At 44.0% G+C, this 16,297-nt stretch carries 11 protein-coding genes and 2 pseudogenes; 4 read left to right on the top strand and 9 right to left on the bottom strand.

The genetic code is table 11. The features are described from left to right. Positions 1-146 precede the first annotated feature (146 nt). From IQ276_RS05450 to IQ276_RS05425, 6 genes are all read right to left on the bottom strand, one after another. Positions 147-782: a low-complexity tail membrane protein gene (locus tag IQ276_RS05450; protein ID WP_190882005.1), complete on the bottom strand. Its 636-nt coding sequence runs from the start codon at positions 780-782 to the stop codon at positions 147-149. A 96-nt stretch (positions 783-878) separates the two neighbouring features. Further along, positions 879-4,019, bottom strand: a complete 3,141-nt coding sequence (gene infB / locus IQ276_RS05445) for a translation initiation factor IF-2 (protein ID WP_235115456.1) — start codon at positions 4,017-4,019, stop codon at positions 879-881. 489 nt (positions 4,020-4,508) lie between these two features. Further along, positions 4,509-4,778, bottom strand: a complete 270-nt coding sequence (locus tag IQ276_RS05440) for a YlxR family protein (RefSeq protein WP_190882003.1) — start codon at positions 4,776-4,778, stop codon at positions 4,509-4,511. Positions 4,779-4,926: 148 nt separating this feature from the next. Further along, positions 4,927-6,222 carry a transcription termination factor NusA gene (gene nusA, locus IQ276_RS05435; RefSeq protein ID WP_235115455.1) on the bottom strand — a complete coding sequence of 432 codons (1,296 nt, stop codon included), beginning with the start codon at positions 6,220-6,222 and terminating at the stop codon, positions 4,927-4,929. Between the two features lie 263 nt (positions 6,223-6,485). Next, positions 6,486-6,947, bottom strand: coding sequence for a ribosome maturation factor RimP (gene rimP, locus IQ276_RS05430; protein ID WP_190882001.1), 462 nt, complete (start codon positions 6,945-6,947; stop codon positions 6,486-6,488). A 338-nt stretch (positions 6,948-7,285) separates the two neighbouring features. After that, positions 7,286-8,704 carry a hypothetical protein gene (locus IQ276_RS05425; protein ID WP_193923126.1) on the bottom strand — a complete coding sequence of 473 codons (1,419 nt, stop codon included), beginning with the start codon at positions 8,702-8,704 and terminating at the stop codon, positions 7,286-7,288. A gap of 265 nt (positions 8,705-8,969) precedes the next feature. On the opposite strand from IQ276_RS05425, the gene IQ276_RS05420 reads away from it, so the two are divergent. Then, positions 8,970-9,653: a peptidoglycan-binding domain-containing protein gene (locus tag IQ276_RS05420; protein WP_193923125.1), complete on the top strand. Its 684-nt coding sequence runs from the start codon at positions 8,970-8,972 to the stop codon at positions 9,651-9,653. 30 nt (positions 9,654-9,683) lie between these two features. On the opposite strand, the gene IQ276_RS05415 is transcribed toward IQ276_RS05420, so the two are convergent. Both IQ276_RS05415 and IQ276_RS05410 read right to left on the bottom strand, forming a co-directional pair. Beyond that, positions 9,684-10,577: an SDH family Clp fold serine proteinase gene (locus IQ276_RS05415; protein ID WP_193923120.1), complete on the bottom strand. Its 894-nt coding sequence runs from the start codon at positions 10,575-10,577 to the stop codon at positions 9,684-9,686. Positions 10,578-10,759: 182 nt separating this feature from the next. Further along, positions 10,760-11,620, bottom strand: a pseudogene (locus tag IQ276_RS05410) (WD40 repeat domain-containing protein); the annotation flags it as partial. Between the two features lie 132 nt (positions 11,621-11,752). Between IQ276_RS05410 and IQ276_RS05405 the strand changes: the two are divergent. Beyond that, positions 11,753-13,183 carry an IS4 family transposase gene (locus tag IQ276_RS05405; RefSeq protein ID WP_193925515.1) on the top strand — a complete coding sequence of 477 codons (1,431 nt, stop codon included), beginning with the start codon at positions 11,753-11,755 and terminating at the stop codon, positions 13,181-13,183. Positions 13,184-13,254: 71 nt separating this feature from the next. Then, a complete protein-coding gene (locus IQ276_RS05400; protein ID WP_193925513.1) occupies positions 13,255-13,656 on the top strand; it encodes a hypothetical protein in 402 nt (133 codons plus the stop codon). Positions 13,657-13,698: 42 nt separating this feature from the next. On the opposite strand, the pseudogene IQ276_RS05395 reads toward IQ276_RS05400, so the two are convergent. After that, positions 13,699-14,781 (bottom strand): annotated as a pseudogene (locus IQ276_RS05395) (protein kinase domain-containing protein); the annotation flags it as partial. A 422-nt stretch (positions 14,782-15,203) separates the two neighbouring features. On the opposite strand from IQ276_RS05395, the gene IQ276_RS05390 reads away from it, so the two are divergent. Further along, positions 15,204-16,112: a c-type heme family protein gene (locus tag IQ276_RS05390; protein ID WP_193922047.1), complete on the top strand. Its 909-nt coding sequence runs from the start codon at positions 15,204-15,206 to the stop codon at positions 16,110-16,112. Positions 16,113-16,297 lie beyond the last annotated feature (185 nt).

The following is a 16,297-nucleotide window of genomic DNA, read 5'->3' as shown; positions in this document are numbered from 1 at the left end:
CTCATTCCTCTGTTATTAGTTATTTGGGCATGGGGTATGGGGCATGGGGCATTGGGCATTAGTCATTGGTTATTAATTGATCTCCCTCATCCCCCTCATCCTTCACTCCCCGTGTCTGCTCCTAGCCTCTTCAAATAAAATAATATTTACTCTGGGGGCTGCTGCGAATCTATGTTTCTTGCGAATACAGATTCAAATAACCGGGGCAACATTTGATTAACCCGCACGCCTAAAATTGTAAAATCTTGTTTAATCTTTTCTAAAGATAACGGTTCTATGGCAGCAAATTCTGTGTCATTAGTCACTAAAACTCGCATGGCACTAACGGGAATTTGTAAAAATAGATTACTTGCTAAAAAGGCTAAGGCCGCAAGTATTAGACCGAGGCTGCGCCATTGTGGTAAAAACTTAGCTGTATTTGCTACTAACGGGGCAATTTGATAGATATGCCACAGCGCCCAAACCGACAATACTGCTGTCACTAGGGCTAGGACACGATTTAACTTTGTATTAGTTAAACAAAGAATTTTTCGCTGCCGCTCAGTCAAATTTTCTGGCTTTAGAGCTATTCCCAAAAGACCAAAGATGTAAAAAGGGCGACGCAACTGCATCCATAGCAACGGCAAAACACCAATGGCGGCTACTAAGAATAGTTCCGCCCAGACGGGCAAAAACGGCTCGCCCACGGACAGGAACAATAAGCAGAGTATTGAGAAAACAGGCAACGTCGCTAATCCAGCGACGTGAATCCACAAAATTGGTTCAGAGCGAAATGAAGCCATATATTAAAGTTATTAGTTAAAAGTTAAGAGCTAGGAGTTAGGAGCTTTTAACTCATAACTCCTAACTCCTACCTTCTAACCATTTTACCCTCAGCACTATCTAGTTAAGGTGAGAGTACGGCGCTTGGTAACCATCTGATAGGCTTCGATGATATCACCTTCAGCCCAATCATTGAATTTATCAATGCCGACACCGCATTCATAACCAGCGTTGACCTCACGGGCGTCTTCTTTCATCCGTTTTAGGGAGTCAAGCACGCCTTCATAAATCACTTTACTGCCACGTCGCACCCGTACTTTGCAGTTGCGAACTAGCTTGCCAGATTGAACGTAACAACCGGCAACCGCACCACGGCCGACTGGGAAGACGGCGCGGACTTCGGTTTGACCCAAGGGTTCTTCCACCAACTCTGGTTCGAGAAGACCTTCCAAGGCATCTTGGATATCTTCCAGGAGTTTGTAGATGACGTTGTATTCCCGAACATCTACACCCGCTTCATCGGCGGCTTGTCTAGCGCCACTAGCAAAGGTGGTGTTGAAGCCAATTATTACAGCGTTACTGGCAGATGCTAAGTCGATATCTGTTTCGGTAATTTCCCCAGCAGTAGCCAATAACATGCGAATTTGGACTTCGTTTTGGGGGATTTGCTTGAGCGCTCCCACAATGGCTTCCACAGAACCTTGCACGTCTCCCTTCAAGATCAAGTTGAGTTCTTTCAACTCGCCTTCTTGTGCTTGAGCTGAGAGGGTTGTGAGGGTGACACGTCCTTGCAACAGGCGGGATAGGCGTTGTTTGTCGGCGCGATCGCTTGCTAAGCTTCTGGCTTCTTTTTCGTTCTCGAAGACCTCGAACTCGTCGCCTGCTGCTGGTACATCACTTAAGCCCAATACCTCAACTGCAAAGGATGGAGAGGCGGCTTCGACTCTTACGCCTCTGTCATTCACCATTGCTCGCACCTTACCAAAGGCGGAGCCGGCTACCAGCATATCTCCTACATGCAAGGTGCCATTCTGAATCAGCAGGGTAGCAACTGCTCCCTTGGCTTTATCCAGATGTGCTTCAATGACGGTACCTTTAGCAGAACGGTCTGGGTTGGCAGACAGTTCTCCTACCTCTGCTACCAAGAGAATCATCTCTAGGAGCGTGTCTAGGTTTTCACCTCTGATGGCACTCACCGGCACCATGATTGTGTCACCGCCCCATTCTTCTGCTGTCAGACCATACTGGGTGAGTTCTTGTTTCACCCGGTCTGGCTGTGCAGCTTCTTTGTCAATTTTGTTGATAGCAACGACAATTGGCACTCCTGCTGCTTGAGCATGGCTAATAGCTTCAATGGTTTGGGGACGAACGCCATCATCCGCAGCTACTACTAACACAGCAATATCTGTTACCCGCGCTCCTCGTGCCCGCATTGCTGTAAAGGCTTCGTGACCGGGAGTATCTAGGAAGACTATCTGCTGTGGTTTGTCCTCATGTACCACATCCACATGGTATGCACCGATGTGTTGGGTAATACCACCAGCTTCGCCAGCAGCTACTTTGGTTTTACGAATCGAGTCGAGCAGGGTTGTTTTACCGTGGTCTACGTGACCCATAATTGTCACCACTGGCGGACGCCGATGGAGATGTTCCAGGTCTTCGACGCTGACCATTTCCGTAACTTTCCGAGCTTCTGCTTCTGGTTCGGCGGTTTCAACTTCTATTTCTAGTTCTTTTCCTACCAGGGTAATTGTCGGAATATCCAGATTTTGGGTGATGCTCACTGCCATGCCTTTGAGGAACAGGATTTTTACAATCTCTGTATCGGCAACAATCAGGAGGTCAGCCAATTCTTGGACAGTCATTGGCCCTGTGACCACGACTTTTTCCGGACGATCGCGCTTGGTTTCAACTTCTTGGCGACGGTTTTGGTCGCGGTTGGAACTAGAAGATTTTTTACTTCTTGCTGTTGGAACTGTAGCCAGGGCTGCCGCTGGAGCTTGTGTGGGTCGAGTTGCTTTTGGTTTGGGGGGACGGGCGATGGAAAGACTAACTTGGACGGTGGCTGGTGAGTCTAGATCGTCATCATCCAGCAAATCGTCTTCTTCAAAGTCATCATCTAGAAGTATTGGCTTGACCCGCTTGCCTTTAACGCCGGCCTTGCCCGCCTTTTCTTTAACTTCGTCAATGATTTCTTCTTCTACCCACTTTTTGCCGCCTTTGCTTGGCCGGGGTGGACTTGGGCGTTTCAAATCCAGAAGATCGGGGGCGATTGGCTCGTCACCTAATACTTCAGATTTCGCCGCTGTTGCTGACAGATGTCTTGGTGGAGTAGCAATGGGCATTGCTGCTGCTACAGCTTCACCAGGACGTGCGGGTCGGGGTCGTTGCCCCTCTCCTATTGGTGATGGGCCTGATGGTCTATTTCCTCTTTGCTCCGGTTTTCCAGGTGATAGGGTGGGACGAGGCTGCCTTTGTGGTGCAGCTGGCGAGGTCTGGTCGGTTGGCAGCTTAGCAACTTTGGGCTTAATTTGATGCTCGCGATCGCCTTCTGTAGTCCGTGGACGTTCGCGTTTGAGAATCGGTTTGTCTGCCGGAGATTGCTGCTCAGACACCTGGGGTTCTTCCGCCGCAGGTCTTGCCGGTGGCGCAACTAATTGCGGTTTTTGAGGTTTTTCCGGTTTCGGTCTGGGTGGAACTACTTTTTCTGGCTTTTGGGCAACTGTTTTTTCCTGTGGCTGGTTTTGACTAGGCGTTTGTTCCAAGTCTTTTACAGGAGGTTGCTCTGGGGTCTCAGATTGATTCCGGGGTACAGGTCGGGTTGGTGCCGTCGGCTTCATGGGTGAGACTGGTGTAGCGAAAGGCCGTGGAGGTGAGGGAGGATTAGCTTCAGACAAAGCAACTTGGGTATTGGTAGCAACTGACGCCTCTGAGGCGTTGGAAGTAGAGTTTCTCAATATTTTGGGTTTGCGTATTTCCAAAATTTGCTGTTTGTGGGGTGCAGCAGGTCGGTTTCGTCCGCCGTTTGATTGGGAATTTGGTTTGTGGCTGGTTGTACCTAGTTCCTTTTTCGGCGTCACATTTGTGGCTGCGAGTTTTTCCGCAGCCGCGCGAATGTGTTCTGCCTCGGATTCTGAAATCGTGCTGCTATGGCTTTTGACCGCGATGCTGAGCTGGTCGCAAATTGCTAGTAGCTCTTTGTTATCCAAATTCAATTCCTTTGATAATTCATAAATTCTAACTTTGCCGTTGTTCATCCACTCTTCCCCTTTAATTTACAGTTTTAGCGGATGGCTGCCTGGGAGTGCGACATCTCCATCCTTGGATTACTGTTTTTAGGTTGCCCTTGGTGATTTTGCCGGTGCCTCCAATCAGGAAAGAGAGATGTTTCGGTTTAATAATGGCATCCCCACCAGGAATGATGGTTGAGAGACGCCCATAAAAATTTTTTGAATAAAAGATTTTTATGGGAACCGTTGACGCCGAACTGCGCCTGAGCGCTACCAGGTTGCCATTTTGTAGTTTTTTGTTTTGCTGATTCTGAGTCTTCCACAACACAATCGATTACATTTTGTTCTGGGAGTACTGCCCCGCCCCTCTTTTTATGGAAGAGCCGAATGCTTTCTACACCCATTTACTATTTTGGCACTAACCCTAGCGATCAAGAGAGGATATGAAAAAAGTGCGACTAATTCGCCTTTAGCACAATTCCTCTGTTAATTACGCTACTGAGTTGTTCCAACTTCCTAAATTTTATTTTGGGTATTGTTGGGGGCTAGACGTTGCAACAAGCTTTGGTACAGTGTTTCTGGCACTGATGCATGTAGCGATCGCCCTAGTCTATTTTTCTTTTGAGCCGCTTGTAAGCAACTCGCTTGCGGACAAATATAGGCAGAACGCCCCATGCCCTGATCTAATTGTACCTTTCCCGAAGGAAAGACGCGTACAATCCGCCAAAACTCTTCTTTTAAACCTAGTCTGCGGCAACTAATACAGCGCCGATAATTTGGTTTCATCGGTTTTGTCTGATCTCAGTTCAGCATTTTGGGTGTAGAAAGAAGTTCTTTATTACTATTTTTTACTTATACCAACTCGTTTTGACCAAAAAAATCTTTGAGATTGGAACTAAAATCAACAGTAACAAAACTTCACAGAATTGATAAATTATTCGTCGTCCTCAGGATCAAAAGTATCATCTTCTTCTAATTCCAGTTCGTCTGGATTTTCCGGCTCTAATTCCTCAAAATCAATATCATCTTCATCATCTTCCTCTTGCTCTGCTTGATATTTGGCTCTGGAAGCTATAAATTTAGCATCTTCTCCTGCATGGTCATATTTAGCTTTGTCTTTGATGTCAATTTTCCAGCCGGTCAGGCGGGCTGCCAAACGGACATTTTGTCCTTCTTTGCCAATGGCCAAACTCAGTTGATCTTCAGCCACTAGTACGTGAGTTTGCCTGGTTTCTGGGTCCATGAGGCGGACTTCATCCACCCGCGCTGGACTCAAGGCATTAGCGATATATGTTGCTGGGTCTGGTGACCAGCGAATTACATCTATTTTTTCACCACGCAATTCGTTGACTACCACTTGAATCCGCGAACCTCTGGCTCCGATACATGCGCCAACTGGGTCTACATCGCGGTCTAGAGTATCTACTGCTATTTTAGTTCGGGGACCTACATAACGGGAAGGGGGGTTTGCCTCCCTAGCTACGGCAACAATCCGTACTACTTCATCTTCGATTTCTGGTACTTCGTTAGCAAACAGATAAACTACCAAACCAGCATCTGCTCTAGATACTAATAACTGGGGTCCCCGTTGCTGACCTTGGGAAACTTTTTTCAGATATACCTTGAAAGTGGCATTTGCCCGATAGTTATCGTTGGGTAGCTGTTCCCGCTTTGGTAATTCCGCTTCCACTTCTGGCTGGCCAAAGCCACTGCTAACTGCCAAAATTACTGATTGCCTTTCAAACCGCAAAACTCTTGCTTGGAGGACAGTTCCTTCTAAGTCTTGGAATTCTTCTTGCACCATTTGGCGCTGCTGATCCCGGAGTTTTTGCGCTAGTACTTGCTTGGTTTGCATGGCTGCCATGCGACCAAATTCTCCTTGATCTGGTGTCACATCTAGCACTACAGAGTCGCCTAACTGCGCTTCGGGAGCTACTAGTTGAACTTCGTCTAGAGAAATTTGATGGTCTGTGTTACTAACTTTTTCGACAATAGTTTTAGTGGAAAGAACGCGAAATCCTTCTCCTTCGATATCCAGTTCTACTTCAAAATTATCAAAATAATCTTCGTCAAATTGTTTGCGCTCTAAATTTTGGGCGCGACGATAACGTTCGTAGCCTTTAAGTAGTGCTTCTCTAATCGCTGATTGAACTGCAAGACGAGGTAAATTGCGCTCACGACTGATACTTTCAATTAATTCTTTTAATCCAGGTAAAGTAACCATTGACATAAGCAATCTCCTTTAAAAATCAGGGACTGGGGATTGGGGACTGGGGATTGGGGACTGGGGATTGGGGACTGGGGCATGGGGCATAGAAAAACGCAGGGGGCAGAGGGGGCGGGGGCAGAGGGGAAAGACTGACTGCAACTTCCCCTCTGCACCTGAAGCTCCTCTGCTCCTCTGGTTCCCTACCCCTCTGCTTCCCGAATCCCTAGTCCCTAGTCCCCAGTCCCCAGTCCCCAGTCCCTAATCCCTAGTCCATAGTCATTCGTTTATCGGCGCTCGTCTAGCTGCACCCTAGTAATTAGGGATCGCTGAATTTCGACTACACGACCTTTTTGGTTTAAGTAAACTGCTGTCTCATCCCGGCGAATCAACTGACCAGTCCACTCTTGTTGTCCGTCGTAAGGTGGGGAAGTGGAGATAATGACAGGAAATCCTTTAAAAGAAATAAACTCCCTGTCGGTGACCAATTGCCGCGAGATACCAGGACTGGACACTTCCAAGACATAAGCATCTGGAAAAATTTCCGCAGCATCTAAGGAGGTTTCTAAAGCACGACTCATCCTTTCACAATCATTTAATCCAGTATCTTGCTGAGGATTGCGAATATCTACCCGCAACACTGGTGGATTTTGGTTAGTGTGAAAAACCACGCCAACCAGTTCCAATCCCAGTTCTTCTGCCACTGGTGTCGCCAAATCAATAATTTTTGGTATTAAGGGATGAGCCATGAGAAAATTCAATAAAAAAAGTGGGCGATCGACCCACTTCCTGCGATAGGGATATCTTCCAAGAAGTCTTGTAACGAACCAATATTGGCTCGCCCTAATTCGAGTTTAGCGCATTTCTTTTGTAGTGAGGCATGGGGAGTGGGGAGTGGGGAGTGGGGAGTGGGGACTGGGGAGTGAGGAGTGAGGAGTTAAGAGTGAAGAGTGAGAAGTGAAGAGTTAAGAGTGAGGAGTGAGGAGTTAAGAGTTATTCTCCCCTTTGCTCCCTTGCTCCCCACACTCCCTCATCTCCTTCATCTCTCTCATCTCCCTACTCCCCACTCCCCACTCCCCACATCCCGTCATCTTTCCACGATTGCTGGAACTGATGCTTGTGTCCTTAGCTGCCTGGTTTGCTCGATAATTTGCTCGATATCTTCTTGGGACAAACGCTGGACGTAGTTGAGTTTGATTTCCTCTAAAAAGTCAAAAAGTAAACTCTCAATTTCTGAAAGTAATTGTTTCTCTTTAATTTGTGCTGTCAAGGCCTCGGTGAAACTTTGTACTAGTTGACTGGTGAGTTTTGCGCCAACAGGGTCTTCAACAGCACTAACTAAGGTTTTATAAAGATTTGTTGTAATTTGGGTCGCTAGTTGTTCGCTGAGCTGGGTTTGGGCTTGTCCGACGCCTGGGAGGTTCTGGAGGTTGCGGTAGATGGGGACTTGATGGATGACGGCATCGATATTGTGACGCAAAATGGCAACGATCGCTGGCTGGATTTCGGGTAGCACTTGGTAAACAATTGTTTTTACCAAAAGAGCTGCGATCGCTTCTATTTCATTCACATTATTAATATCTATATAGGAGCGCACATTCTCTTGTTGCGACAGCCAGCGGATTAATTCACCCCGCTTAATTGAACCCTGAACCTGGTTAATTACTCTCACCACTACAATTTCTGTCAGTTCTTCGGCAAAATTGGCGACGATTCCCTGATTAATTTGTCGGCGCACTGAATACAGATTCAATAAGTGTGCTTGATCGAGGCGAATTAACACGGGTATTGTTCGCAACCACCGCCAAAATGGCAGTAATAAAAACAGGTCGTACCAACGCCACAAAAGTGCTTCTAACCAGCTTAAACCACGATGTTGGCGTCTGATTAAAAAGGTACGCCCTAGCAATTCTAGGGCAAATAAAATCACAAAACCTAAGTCAACAATCCAGAAATTATTGATAAAGTCGCCACTTTCCCCAATTCCACGGTAGTAGTTAGTGGCAATCAAAGGTCTGATACTCTGGTTGAAAAAATTAATTTCATTAACCCAGCCTTTTTGGGTTAAGTACGGTTGACTCCAGAAAATGGCAAAGGACTCTTTCGCTGAATCCCTACCAATTTGCTTACGCATCCGATTTTTGATTTTTTCTAAGGTACCACTCTTATTCGCTCCCGCAAATGGGTTAGTATCAATTATCTCGTTACTGAGACGAGTTATTTCCTCTAGCCTGCTTTTTACTTCAGGTGACTGTAACCCTGTTTGGCTGACTTGTTCTTCTAATGCGTCTACGGTTTCTAGATACTTTTTCGTGTCTCGATGCGGTTCAATACCTTTGATTGGGTCATAAATCTGGACAATTTGCGGAAGTTTTTGCAAGTACAAATCCCGCCAATGTACGTAACTTAAATCAAACAAAACTAAACTTAAATTTACCGTGGCAAGTATTGCCATCAATCTTTCAAACCAAAGATTCCGCTGCTGAGAATTTTTGATGTTTTTCATTTTTTTGTTTTAGATTATACATTTTCCACTGATTTTCAATATTAACCCTCTGATTTATTGACTAACAATTGTCTTTGCTAATATAAGATACTTCTTTTGATGGATGACACAAATTAGTTTTTGTATATTGAGTTAAGTTTGACGAATATAAATTACAAATTATTCAAAAATCATTAAATAATCGAGAAAAAAGTTATTAAAGAAACTTAAAATGCAGCTGTTAAGGTCTATAATCCTGCTGATTTAATCCAAAGGAGTTTTCATTATGTGGTGTGGGTTTGGAAAATCAAGCGCGGCTTTTGCTGCTACCTGCCTGTTAACTGCTAGCATAGTAGTTGTAGACACAGGTTTTGCAGCTCCTCAACGTAGTTATACGCCACAGCAATTTCGTGCTGTGTTGCGGGGATTAGGGTATAACGTCAAGGTAACAAGTACGCCGTTGACGGACGAAGAAACTAAAAAAGCAATTCGTGAATTTCAGACGGGTTATAAGCTAAAACCAGTGGATGGCATAGCTGGACCAAAAACCCAAGATTTTGCTGCTAACATCATTAAAATTCTGCAAGCAAATTTGAATGCTGTGGTGAAGCCGAATCCTCTGCTTCCCCGCGATCATTTTTATGGTCCCCAAATGGAAGCAGCGGTGAAGGAATACCAGAAGAAAAATCAATTGCAAGAAACCGGAATTGCTAATTTAGCACTCCGGCAAAAGCTGGATCAAGAAGCAAAGACACTTGTGGGTCAGCCAACTCCCAAGCCATCACCTACACCGACGGCTAAACCAACGGCTAAACCGACGGCTAAACCAACGGCTAAACCAACGGCTACACCGACAGCTACACCGACAGCTACACCGACAGCTACACCGACAGCTACACCGACAGCTACACCGACCGCTACGCCAACTGCTACACCAACTGCTACACCGACACCGACGACTACACCTTAGTCCTTACCAAAAAATTCCTAGCTCAAACCTTCAAGTCATCTGATTTGGTTCTTCTAAAGGTCTGCCTTTGGGTGTAGGTAGAACTGGACGACCGTCATTGTAAGGCATAGGAATGTATTGAACAGTGGGTCGTCCTCCTTGTGGCTGTGGGTACAAATCCATGAGGTCGTAAATAGAATGGGGCAGTCCGACGGTTACGGGCAGCCCCATTTCTGTTGCTTCCTCAACAGTGATGGGATAGTCGTGGGTAACGCGCCCAGTTGTTAAGGCTTCGATAATCGATTCGATATTTTCTGGCTGAACTTTTTGTTTGGGTATACTGTCTTTCAGCAGAGTCCGCACAAACCGTTGTACTTGCTGTATTGCTTTGCGTGCGAGGTCGGCCATAATCAGGGTTTGGTCATCAACCTCACTGATGGGTTTATCTTCAACTACTTTGAGGATACTAGCTGCTGGGTAACTACCGAGTTGGGGATCAACTGGCCCCAAAACAGCGTTGGCATCCATGACAATTTCATCAGAGGCGAGAGCTAGCATTGTACCACCGCTCATAGCGTAGTGGGGTACGAAGACTGTGACTTTTGCTTGGTGGCGAATTAATGCTCTAGCGATTTGTTCTGTAGCTAAGACTAAACCACCAGGAGTATGCAAAATTAAGTCAATCGGTGCATCTGGGGGAGTGAGACGAATTGCTCGCAGTATCTGTTCTGAGTCTTCGATAGTAATGTAGCGAGATATGGGAATTCCCAGGAAGCTAATAGACTCTTGGCGGTGAATCAGCAAAATTACTCGACTTTTGCGTTCTTGCTGAAATTCTTGTAAAGCACGCAAGCGTCGATATTCTATTTGGCGTTTTTGCCAAAGGGGTTGCAAAGAAGTAAGAAGCAGGAAAATCCAGAATAAATCGCCAATACCAAAGCCCATAAAATTATTGATTGTTCAAAAATAACGGTTGCCGCCATTATTTTCACAAATTTGGGGCGATCGCAATTCTATCGAAAGGTTAGAAGAGGATGGGCATTAAGCATTGGAAGGTGTGAGAAACTTTTTTATATTCTCCCAACTCTCCCCACACTCCCCCATCTCCCTCATCTCCCTCATCTCCCTCACTTTCCCCGTCGCCAAATTTTGATGGTATCGTCATCGCCGCCGCTGACTAGGGTTTGTCCATCAGGGCTGAAGGCAACACACCTAACATAGCTGGAATGTCCTGTCAGTGTGCTGACTTCTGTACCACTGTGTAAATGCCACACTTTAATAGTGTTGTCCCAACTACCACTAGCGAGAAATTGCCTATCCCGGCTAAAGGCGACTGACCAAACTGAATCAGAATGACCAGTGAGGGTGCGAATTTCTTTGCCTGTGTTTACATGCCACAGTTTAATTGTGTTGTCACCACTACCACTGGCGATGATTTCCCCATCGTGGCTGAAGGCGATACAGTTGACAAAGAAGGTATGTCCTGTAAGTGTGCAAATGTTTCTGCCTGTGTATACTTGCCACAGTTTGATGGTGTAGTCATTACTACCACTAGCTACAAGCTGTCTCTCCTGGTTGTTGGTGGTTGTAGCTGTTCTCGGAGAGTGGGCAACTGATGAAACTGGGTCAGAATGACCTGTCAAAGTTTGGATTTCTATACCAGTGTGTACCTGCCAGAGTTTAATTGTACAGTCAGTACTGCCACTAAGGAGCAGTTTGCCATCTGGACTAAAGGCGACGGAATTTACCCAGTTGGTATGACCGATGAGAGTACGAATTTCTTTGCCTGTGTTGAAATCCCATAATTTAATTGTGTTATCCCAGCTAGCGCTAGCCAAAATTCCCGAGTTGATATCTGTGATTCCTCGAGTTCTGCCAGAATCTCCTTGATAAGAAGAGTTTGGGGAAATTGGGCTAAAGGCAAGGGAATGAACCATACTGGAATGACCAGAGGACCAACGACCCAGTTGACGCACTAGCTTGCCAGTACTCTGACTTTTCACGGGATGTGGAAAAGGGGATTGGTTCGCGATAGCTGGTCGCGAACCAATCCTCTGGACTTAAGATAATTTGCGTCCTCTAATATTAAGGTGCTTGTAGTATCGTATTTTGGGGTGCAAATGAAACTATTAGAAGCAAACCCGTACCGCGATTGTGATTTTGGTGACAAACGTCTGACCGACAGAGCAGTGTTAATTGCGGAGGCTTTAAAAGTAAAATATGGTCATCCTCTATCAGAAATATTTCAAAGCGCTAGTGACCTCAAACGTGGCTACGAATTCTTTTCTAACCCCAAAACAACTTTTGAGAAATTGACCCAACCATCTTTTAAACAGACGGCACAAGAGATTTATGGCATACCAATAGTATTAGCGGTAGGAGATACTACTTATCTGGATTATAAAAAAATATTAGAAAAAAGAGATGATTATGGGCCTACGGGCAATGGTGGGAACGGACTAATTTTACATAGTTCTTTAGCACTAGACCCAGACTTTGGTCAGCCACTAGGACTATTATGGGAGAAATTGTGGCATCGACAGCACAAAGCATCTCCACCACCAGAGGAAACATCTACGGCAAAAAAAAAGCGATTAAAAAAAGAACGTTTAATCGCCAAGAATAGAGCTTTTAAAGAGAAAGAATCTTATCGATGGGTTGAAGTTTTTCAGAAAGTAAACAAATTATTTAAAGGTTTAGAAATGCCTGATGGGGGACTACTCTCAAGAGTAATTCATGTCTTTGACCGTGAAGGAGATATTGCAGAAGTATTCGCACTTCAACGTAAAAATAAAAATACAGGTGTAGTTGTCAGAGCCGCTCACAATCGTTGTTTAGAAGGAGAAAACTCTTATCTATGGGAGTATGTAACATCCCAGAAAGTGCAGTTTATAAAAGAGATTGAATTACCTGAAACTAAAAAGCGAAAAGAAAGAACTGCCACCTTGGAGATCAGGTATTGTCCAGTATCAATAAATCCTCCTTCTCGGTTAAAAAAGTCAGGCAATTTTAACGTTTACGCGCTCTTTGCAACAGAAATTAATGTGCCAGATGGATGTGAGCCAATTACGTGGATGCTACTGACAAGCGAGTTAATAACAACACAGACAGAAGCATCTCAAATTCTTCGATGGTATACGTATCGCTGGCGGATAGAAGAATATCACAAAATACTAAAATCTGGCTGTAAAGCGGAAAGTTACCGCTTGGCAGGGGAGAGTATGTCAACAATGTTAGGTTTTTTAACAGTGATTGCGGCACAATTACTGCGAATGACTTATCTACACCGGAATTCCCCGCACAGTTCAGCAGAATTGGTGTTAACAAAAATACAAATGGACGTGCTACTTGCTAGTACTCCACCCAAACAAAAAAAGCAGATACAGCTTACAGTTGACTGGGCAATTAGAGCAATTGCACGTCTCGGCGGATACTTAGAACATAGGAAGAATAGCCCTATTGGGATACAAGTTTTGTGGCGAGGCTGGTTGGAATTAGAAACTTTATGCCAAGGTTGGTTGCTACATGAAAATCTAAAATCAATATATTGATTTTAGTTACTCGCCTTTGTTAGGAGGAATATGGTTCGCGACAACAAGTCGCGAATCTAGGAGTTAATTTGATGTCGAAAGACCGAAAAACCATAGCCCAAGAGGATTTACACAAGCGTATAGATTTTGTGATCTCGATGAAGGAGCGTCTGGAACTTGAAGTAGCTGCCATACACGACTCAACGCCTGTTGCGCCACCTAGTTGTAGAATCGCTCGTTACCTAGCAAAGGGGCGTAAAGAATTTTATTGGTACTATAAACTACATGCTACAACACCAATATTTACGACTCGAAATGATGGCAAGCTATCCAAGTACAAGCATTTAGGTAAGGCTGGTAGTCAAGCCTACATAGATGCCATTGAACAAATTACTGCAAGGACTAAAATTGAAGCTTTAGATCGTTCAATTGAGACTCTCAAACAGGGTTTAAAAGATTTAGTCGAAGAAACTTCCAAATATAATAAAGAATAACAAGTGGTTCGCGATAGATTATCGCGAACTACTCTTTCTTTTCCACATCCCGTGAAAAGTCAGGCCAGTACTCAGTTGCCAAAGTTTGATGGTCTTGTCATTGCTGCCACTAGCAAGAAATTGCCCGTCTGGACTAATGGCGATCGCATGAACCATACTAGAATGACCTTTAAGGGTCTGTATGCATTGCCAGTTCTGCCGATCCAATACAACAGGCCCTGATGATTGTGCAACAGTCCCAGGTGATTGTTGTTTAGGCTTACTGACTAAAGACAATGGTATTGTTGCTAAATCTTCCCCAGAATCGTATTCCAGTAAATTCAACCACTCTCGCACGGACTGGGGACGATAAGTTGATTCCAGATCCATGCCGCACATAATAGCTTGATTTACCCTGTTGCTGATATTGGGATTAAAATATTGTGGTGGTTCTAAATTAACATTGTGACGGCGATCGTCTGCACTTGTTGGTACAACTCCTGTAAGCGAATTATACAAAGTAGCAGCTAGGGCGTAGATATCAATGTATTCTCCTCGTGGCGCTTCTAATTCATACTGTTCAGGTGGGGCAAAACCAGGAGTGCGATACACTGTATGCCTTTGAACTGCATTGGGGATAAATTCTCTGGAAATGCCAAAGTCTATCAGCACCGCTTCTGATTTTTCAATGCGAATCATGATGTTACGCGGTTTGAGATCCCGATGCAACAGCCCTTTAGAGTGAATTAGCGTCAAAGCGTCCCCAATTTGGCGGATATACAACAGTGCTTCTGTTTCTGATAGCAAACCTACCCGCTTCAAGCGTTGTCCTAAGTCTTCGCCTTGGATATACTCCATGACCATGCAAGGCGAATTTCCTTCATCAAAGACGTTTTCTATCTTTACTATATGAGGATGGTGACACACAGCCAACCGAACTGCTTCATCACGGAAGTCTTGCCGTAATTTATTTCGGTGGAGTACCCAAGCGGGGTGATTCAAGATTTCTTCTTTGAGGGTTTTAATGACTCGCAGTTGATTTTGTTGATTTATGGCAAGATAAGTAATGCCAATTCCACCTTCGCCTAGTTGGCTTTCAATAATGTAGCGCCCTCCGAATAAAGATTTTCCTGGATTCCACACCATTAGTAATATTTGACGTTTCGTGGTATTTATTTTGGCACGGTATCGGAACAGCCAATAGGAATTTTTGGGAATTCCATTTGAATTGCTGTTGTAGCTTTCTCTAGGTTAGTTACTTAGATAACATTTTCATTCACCTCAATAGTTACTATTAATTAATAGTATAAAGTTGAATATACCCTCATAGTTTTAGCTAAACTATGCCTTTACACCCTAAGAATCCAGAATACAGAAGTCATAATTAAGAAAACTTTGACACTCAAGCTTAATAATTTGAATAAAATTAAGAAGCTATAACACCCTTGATATTTTAATCATTCTGGATTCTGACTCCTGAGTTCTGGCTTCTTACGCTCATGCTAGAGTAAACGATGACTTTAGCCATATTTGCTCATAATAATTTGACTTGTAGGTAATCTAAAATTATGCTAAAGAATCTGAATTTGAAACAAAAATTTACAATTCTACTACTAGTAATTTTGACATTTGGTCTGAGTTTAAGCGGATTTGCTCTTTCTTCTTTGCTGAGGGAGAATGCCAAACAAGATATTAGCTCAACGGCTCTCATGCTGATGCAAACAATGAGTTCTGTTCGTAAATACACCAGTACTGAAGTGAATCCAGAGTTAGCTGATAAATTAGCAACGGAGTTTTTGCCACAAAGTGTTCCTGGATACTCAGCACGTCAAGTATTTGAAATTTTACGCAAAACAACAGACTACCGTGACTTCTCTTATAAAGAAGCAACTCTTAATCCCACTAATCTTCGGGATAAAGCAGACGGTTTTGAGACTGAAATTGTAGAAAAGTTCAGAAATAAATCAGATTTAAAAGAAGTGAGTGGATTTCGCTCAATTCCTAGCGGAGATTTCTTTTACGTTGCTCGTCCGTTACCAGTTTCTGAAGAAAGCTGTTTGAAGTGTCATAGCGTACCGGAAGCTGCACCTCAAAGTATGATTACTCTTTATGGTGCAGCTAATGGATTTGGGTGGAAGCTGAATGAAATTGTTGGCGCTCAAATTATATTAGTACCAGCGAATAACGTTATCAACAAAGCCAATCAATCTTCCTTGCTGATCATTCTAATTGTATCAACTATTTTTATCGCAACTATCCTGTTAGTCAACTTTTTCTTGAATCGACAAGTTGTTATTCCTCTCAAACGCATGACTCGCGTGGCGGAGGAAGTAAGTACGGGACATATGGAAGTTGAATTTGAGCAGATGTCTAATGATGAAATTGGTAATCTAGCTAGAGCTTTTAAACGGATGCAATTAAGTTTAGAAATGGCAATGAAACGAATTAAACGGACTCAGGGAGGTACAGGAGATTAGAAAATGTCAGGAGTCAGAATTCAGGAGTCAGAATTCTGACTCCTGAATAAGTCAAGATTATGAGAATATAATAATCCGCTGACTTTTGAATTCTGCTGTAAAAGAGTGCTAACCATACTAAACTGCTTACAAATTCTGAATTCTTATTTGTAAAAATCATCACTAAATTAGTGGTTGTCTAAATC

Origin of the sequence: Desmonostoc muscorum LEGE 12446 (assembly GCF_015207005.2) — a bacterium.
GTDB classification, from domain to species: Bacteria; Cyanobacteriota; Cyanobacteriia; order Cyanobacteriales; family Nostocaceae; genus Nostoc; species Nostoc muscorum.
The sequence above is the reverse complement of the archived record's forward strand: the minus strand, read 5'-3'. Positions and strand labels throughout refer to the sequence as shown.

Excerpts from the sequence above, each read along its gene's own strand:
- IQ276_RS05450 (WP_190882005.1), bottom strand. The coding sequence starts at position 782 with ATGGCTTCATTTCGCTCTGAACCAATTTTGTGGATTCACGTCGCTGGA.
- infB (WP_235115456.1), bottom strand. The coding sequence starts at position 4,019 with ATGAACAACGGCAAAGTTAGAATTTATGAATTATCAAAGGAATTGAAT.
- IQ276_RS05440 (WP_190882003.1), bottom strand. The coding sequence starts at position 4,778 with ATGAAACCAAATTATCGGCGCTGTATTAGTTGCCGCAGACTAGGTTTA.
- nusA (WP_235115455.1), bottom strand. The coding sequence starts at position 6,222 with ATGTCAATGGTTACTTTACCTGGATTAAAAGAATTAATTGAAAGTATC.
- rimP (WP_190882001.1), bottom strand. The coding sequence starts at position 6,947 with ATGGCTCATCCCTTAATACCAAAAATTATTGATTTGGCGACACCAGTG.
- IQ276_RS05425 (WP_193923126.1), bottom strand. The coding sequence starts at position 8,704 with ATGAAAAACATCAAAAATTCTCAGCAGCGGAATCTTTGGTTTGAAAGA.
- IQ276_RS05420 (WP_193923125.1), top strand. The coding sequence starts at position 8,970 with ATGTGGTGTGGGTTTGGAAAATCAAGCGCGGCTTTTGCTGCTACCTGC.
- IQ276_RS05415 (WP_193923120.1), bottom strand. The coding sequence starts at position 10,577 with ATGGGCTTTGGTATTGGCGATTTATTCTGGATTTTCCTGCTTCTTACT.
- IQ276_RS05405 (WP_193925515.1), top strand. The coding sequence starts at position 11,753 with ATGAAACTATTAGAAGCAAACCCGTACCGCGATTGTGATTTTGGTGAC.
- IQ276_RS05400 (WP_193925513.1), top strand. The coding sequence starts at position 13,255 with ATGTCGAAAGACCGAAAAACCATAGCCCAAGAGGATTTACACAAGCGT.
- IQ276_RS05390 (WP_193922047.1), top strand. The coding sequence starts at position 15,204 with ATGCTAAAGAATCTGAATTTGAAACAAAAATTTACAATTCTACTACTA.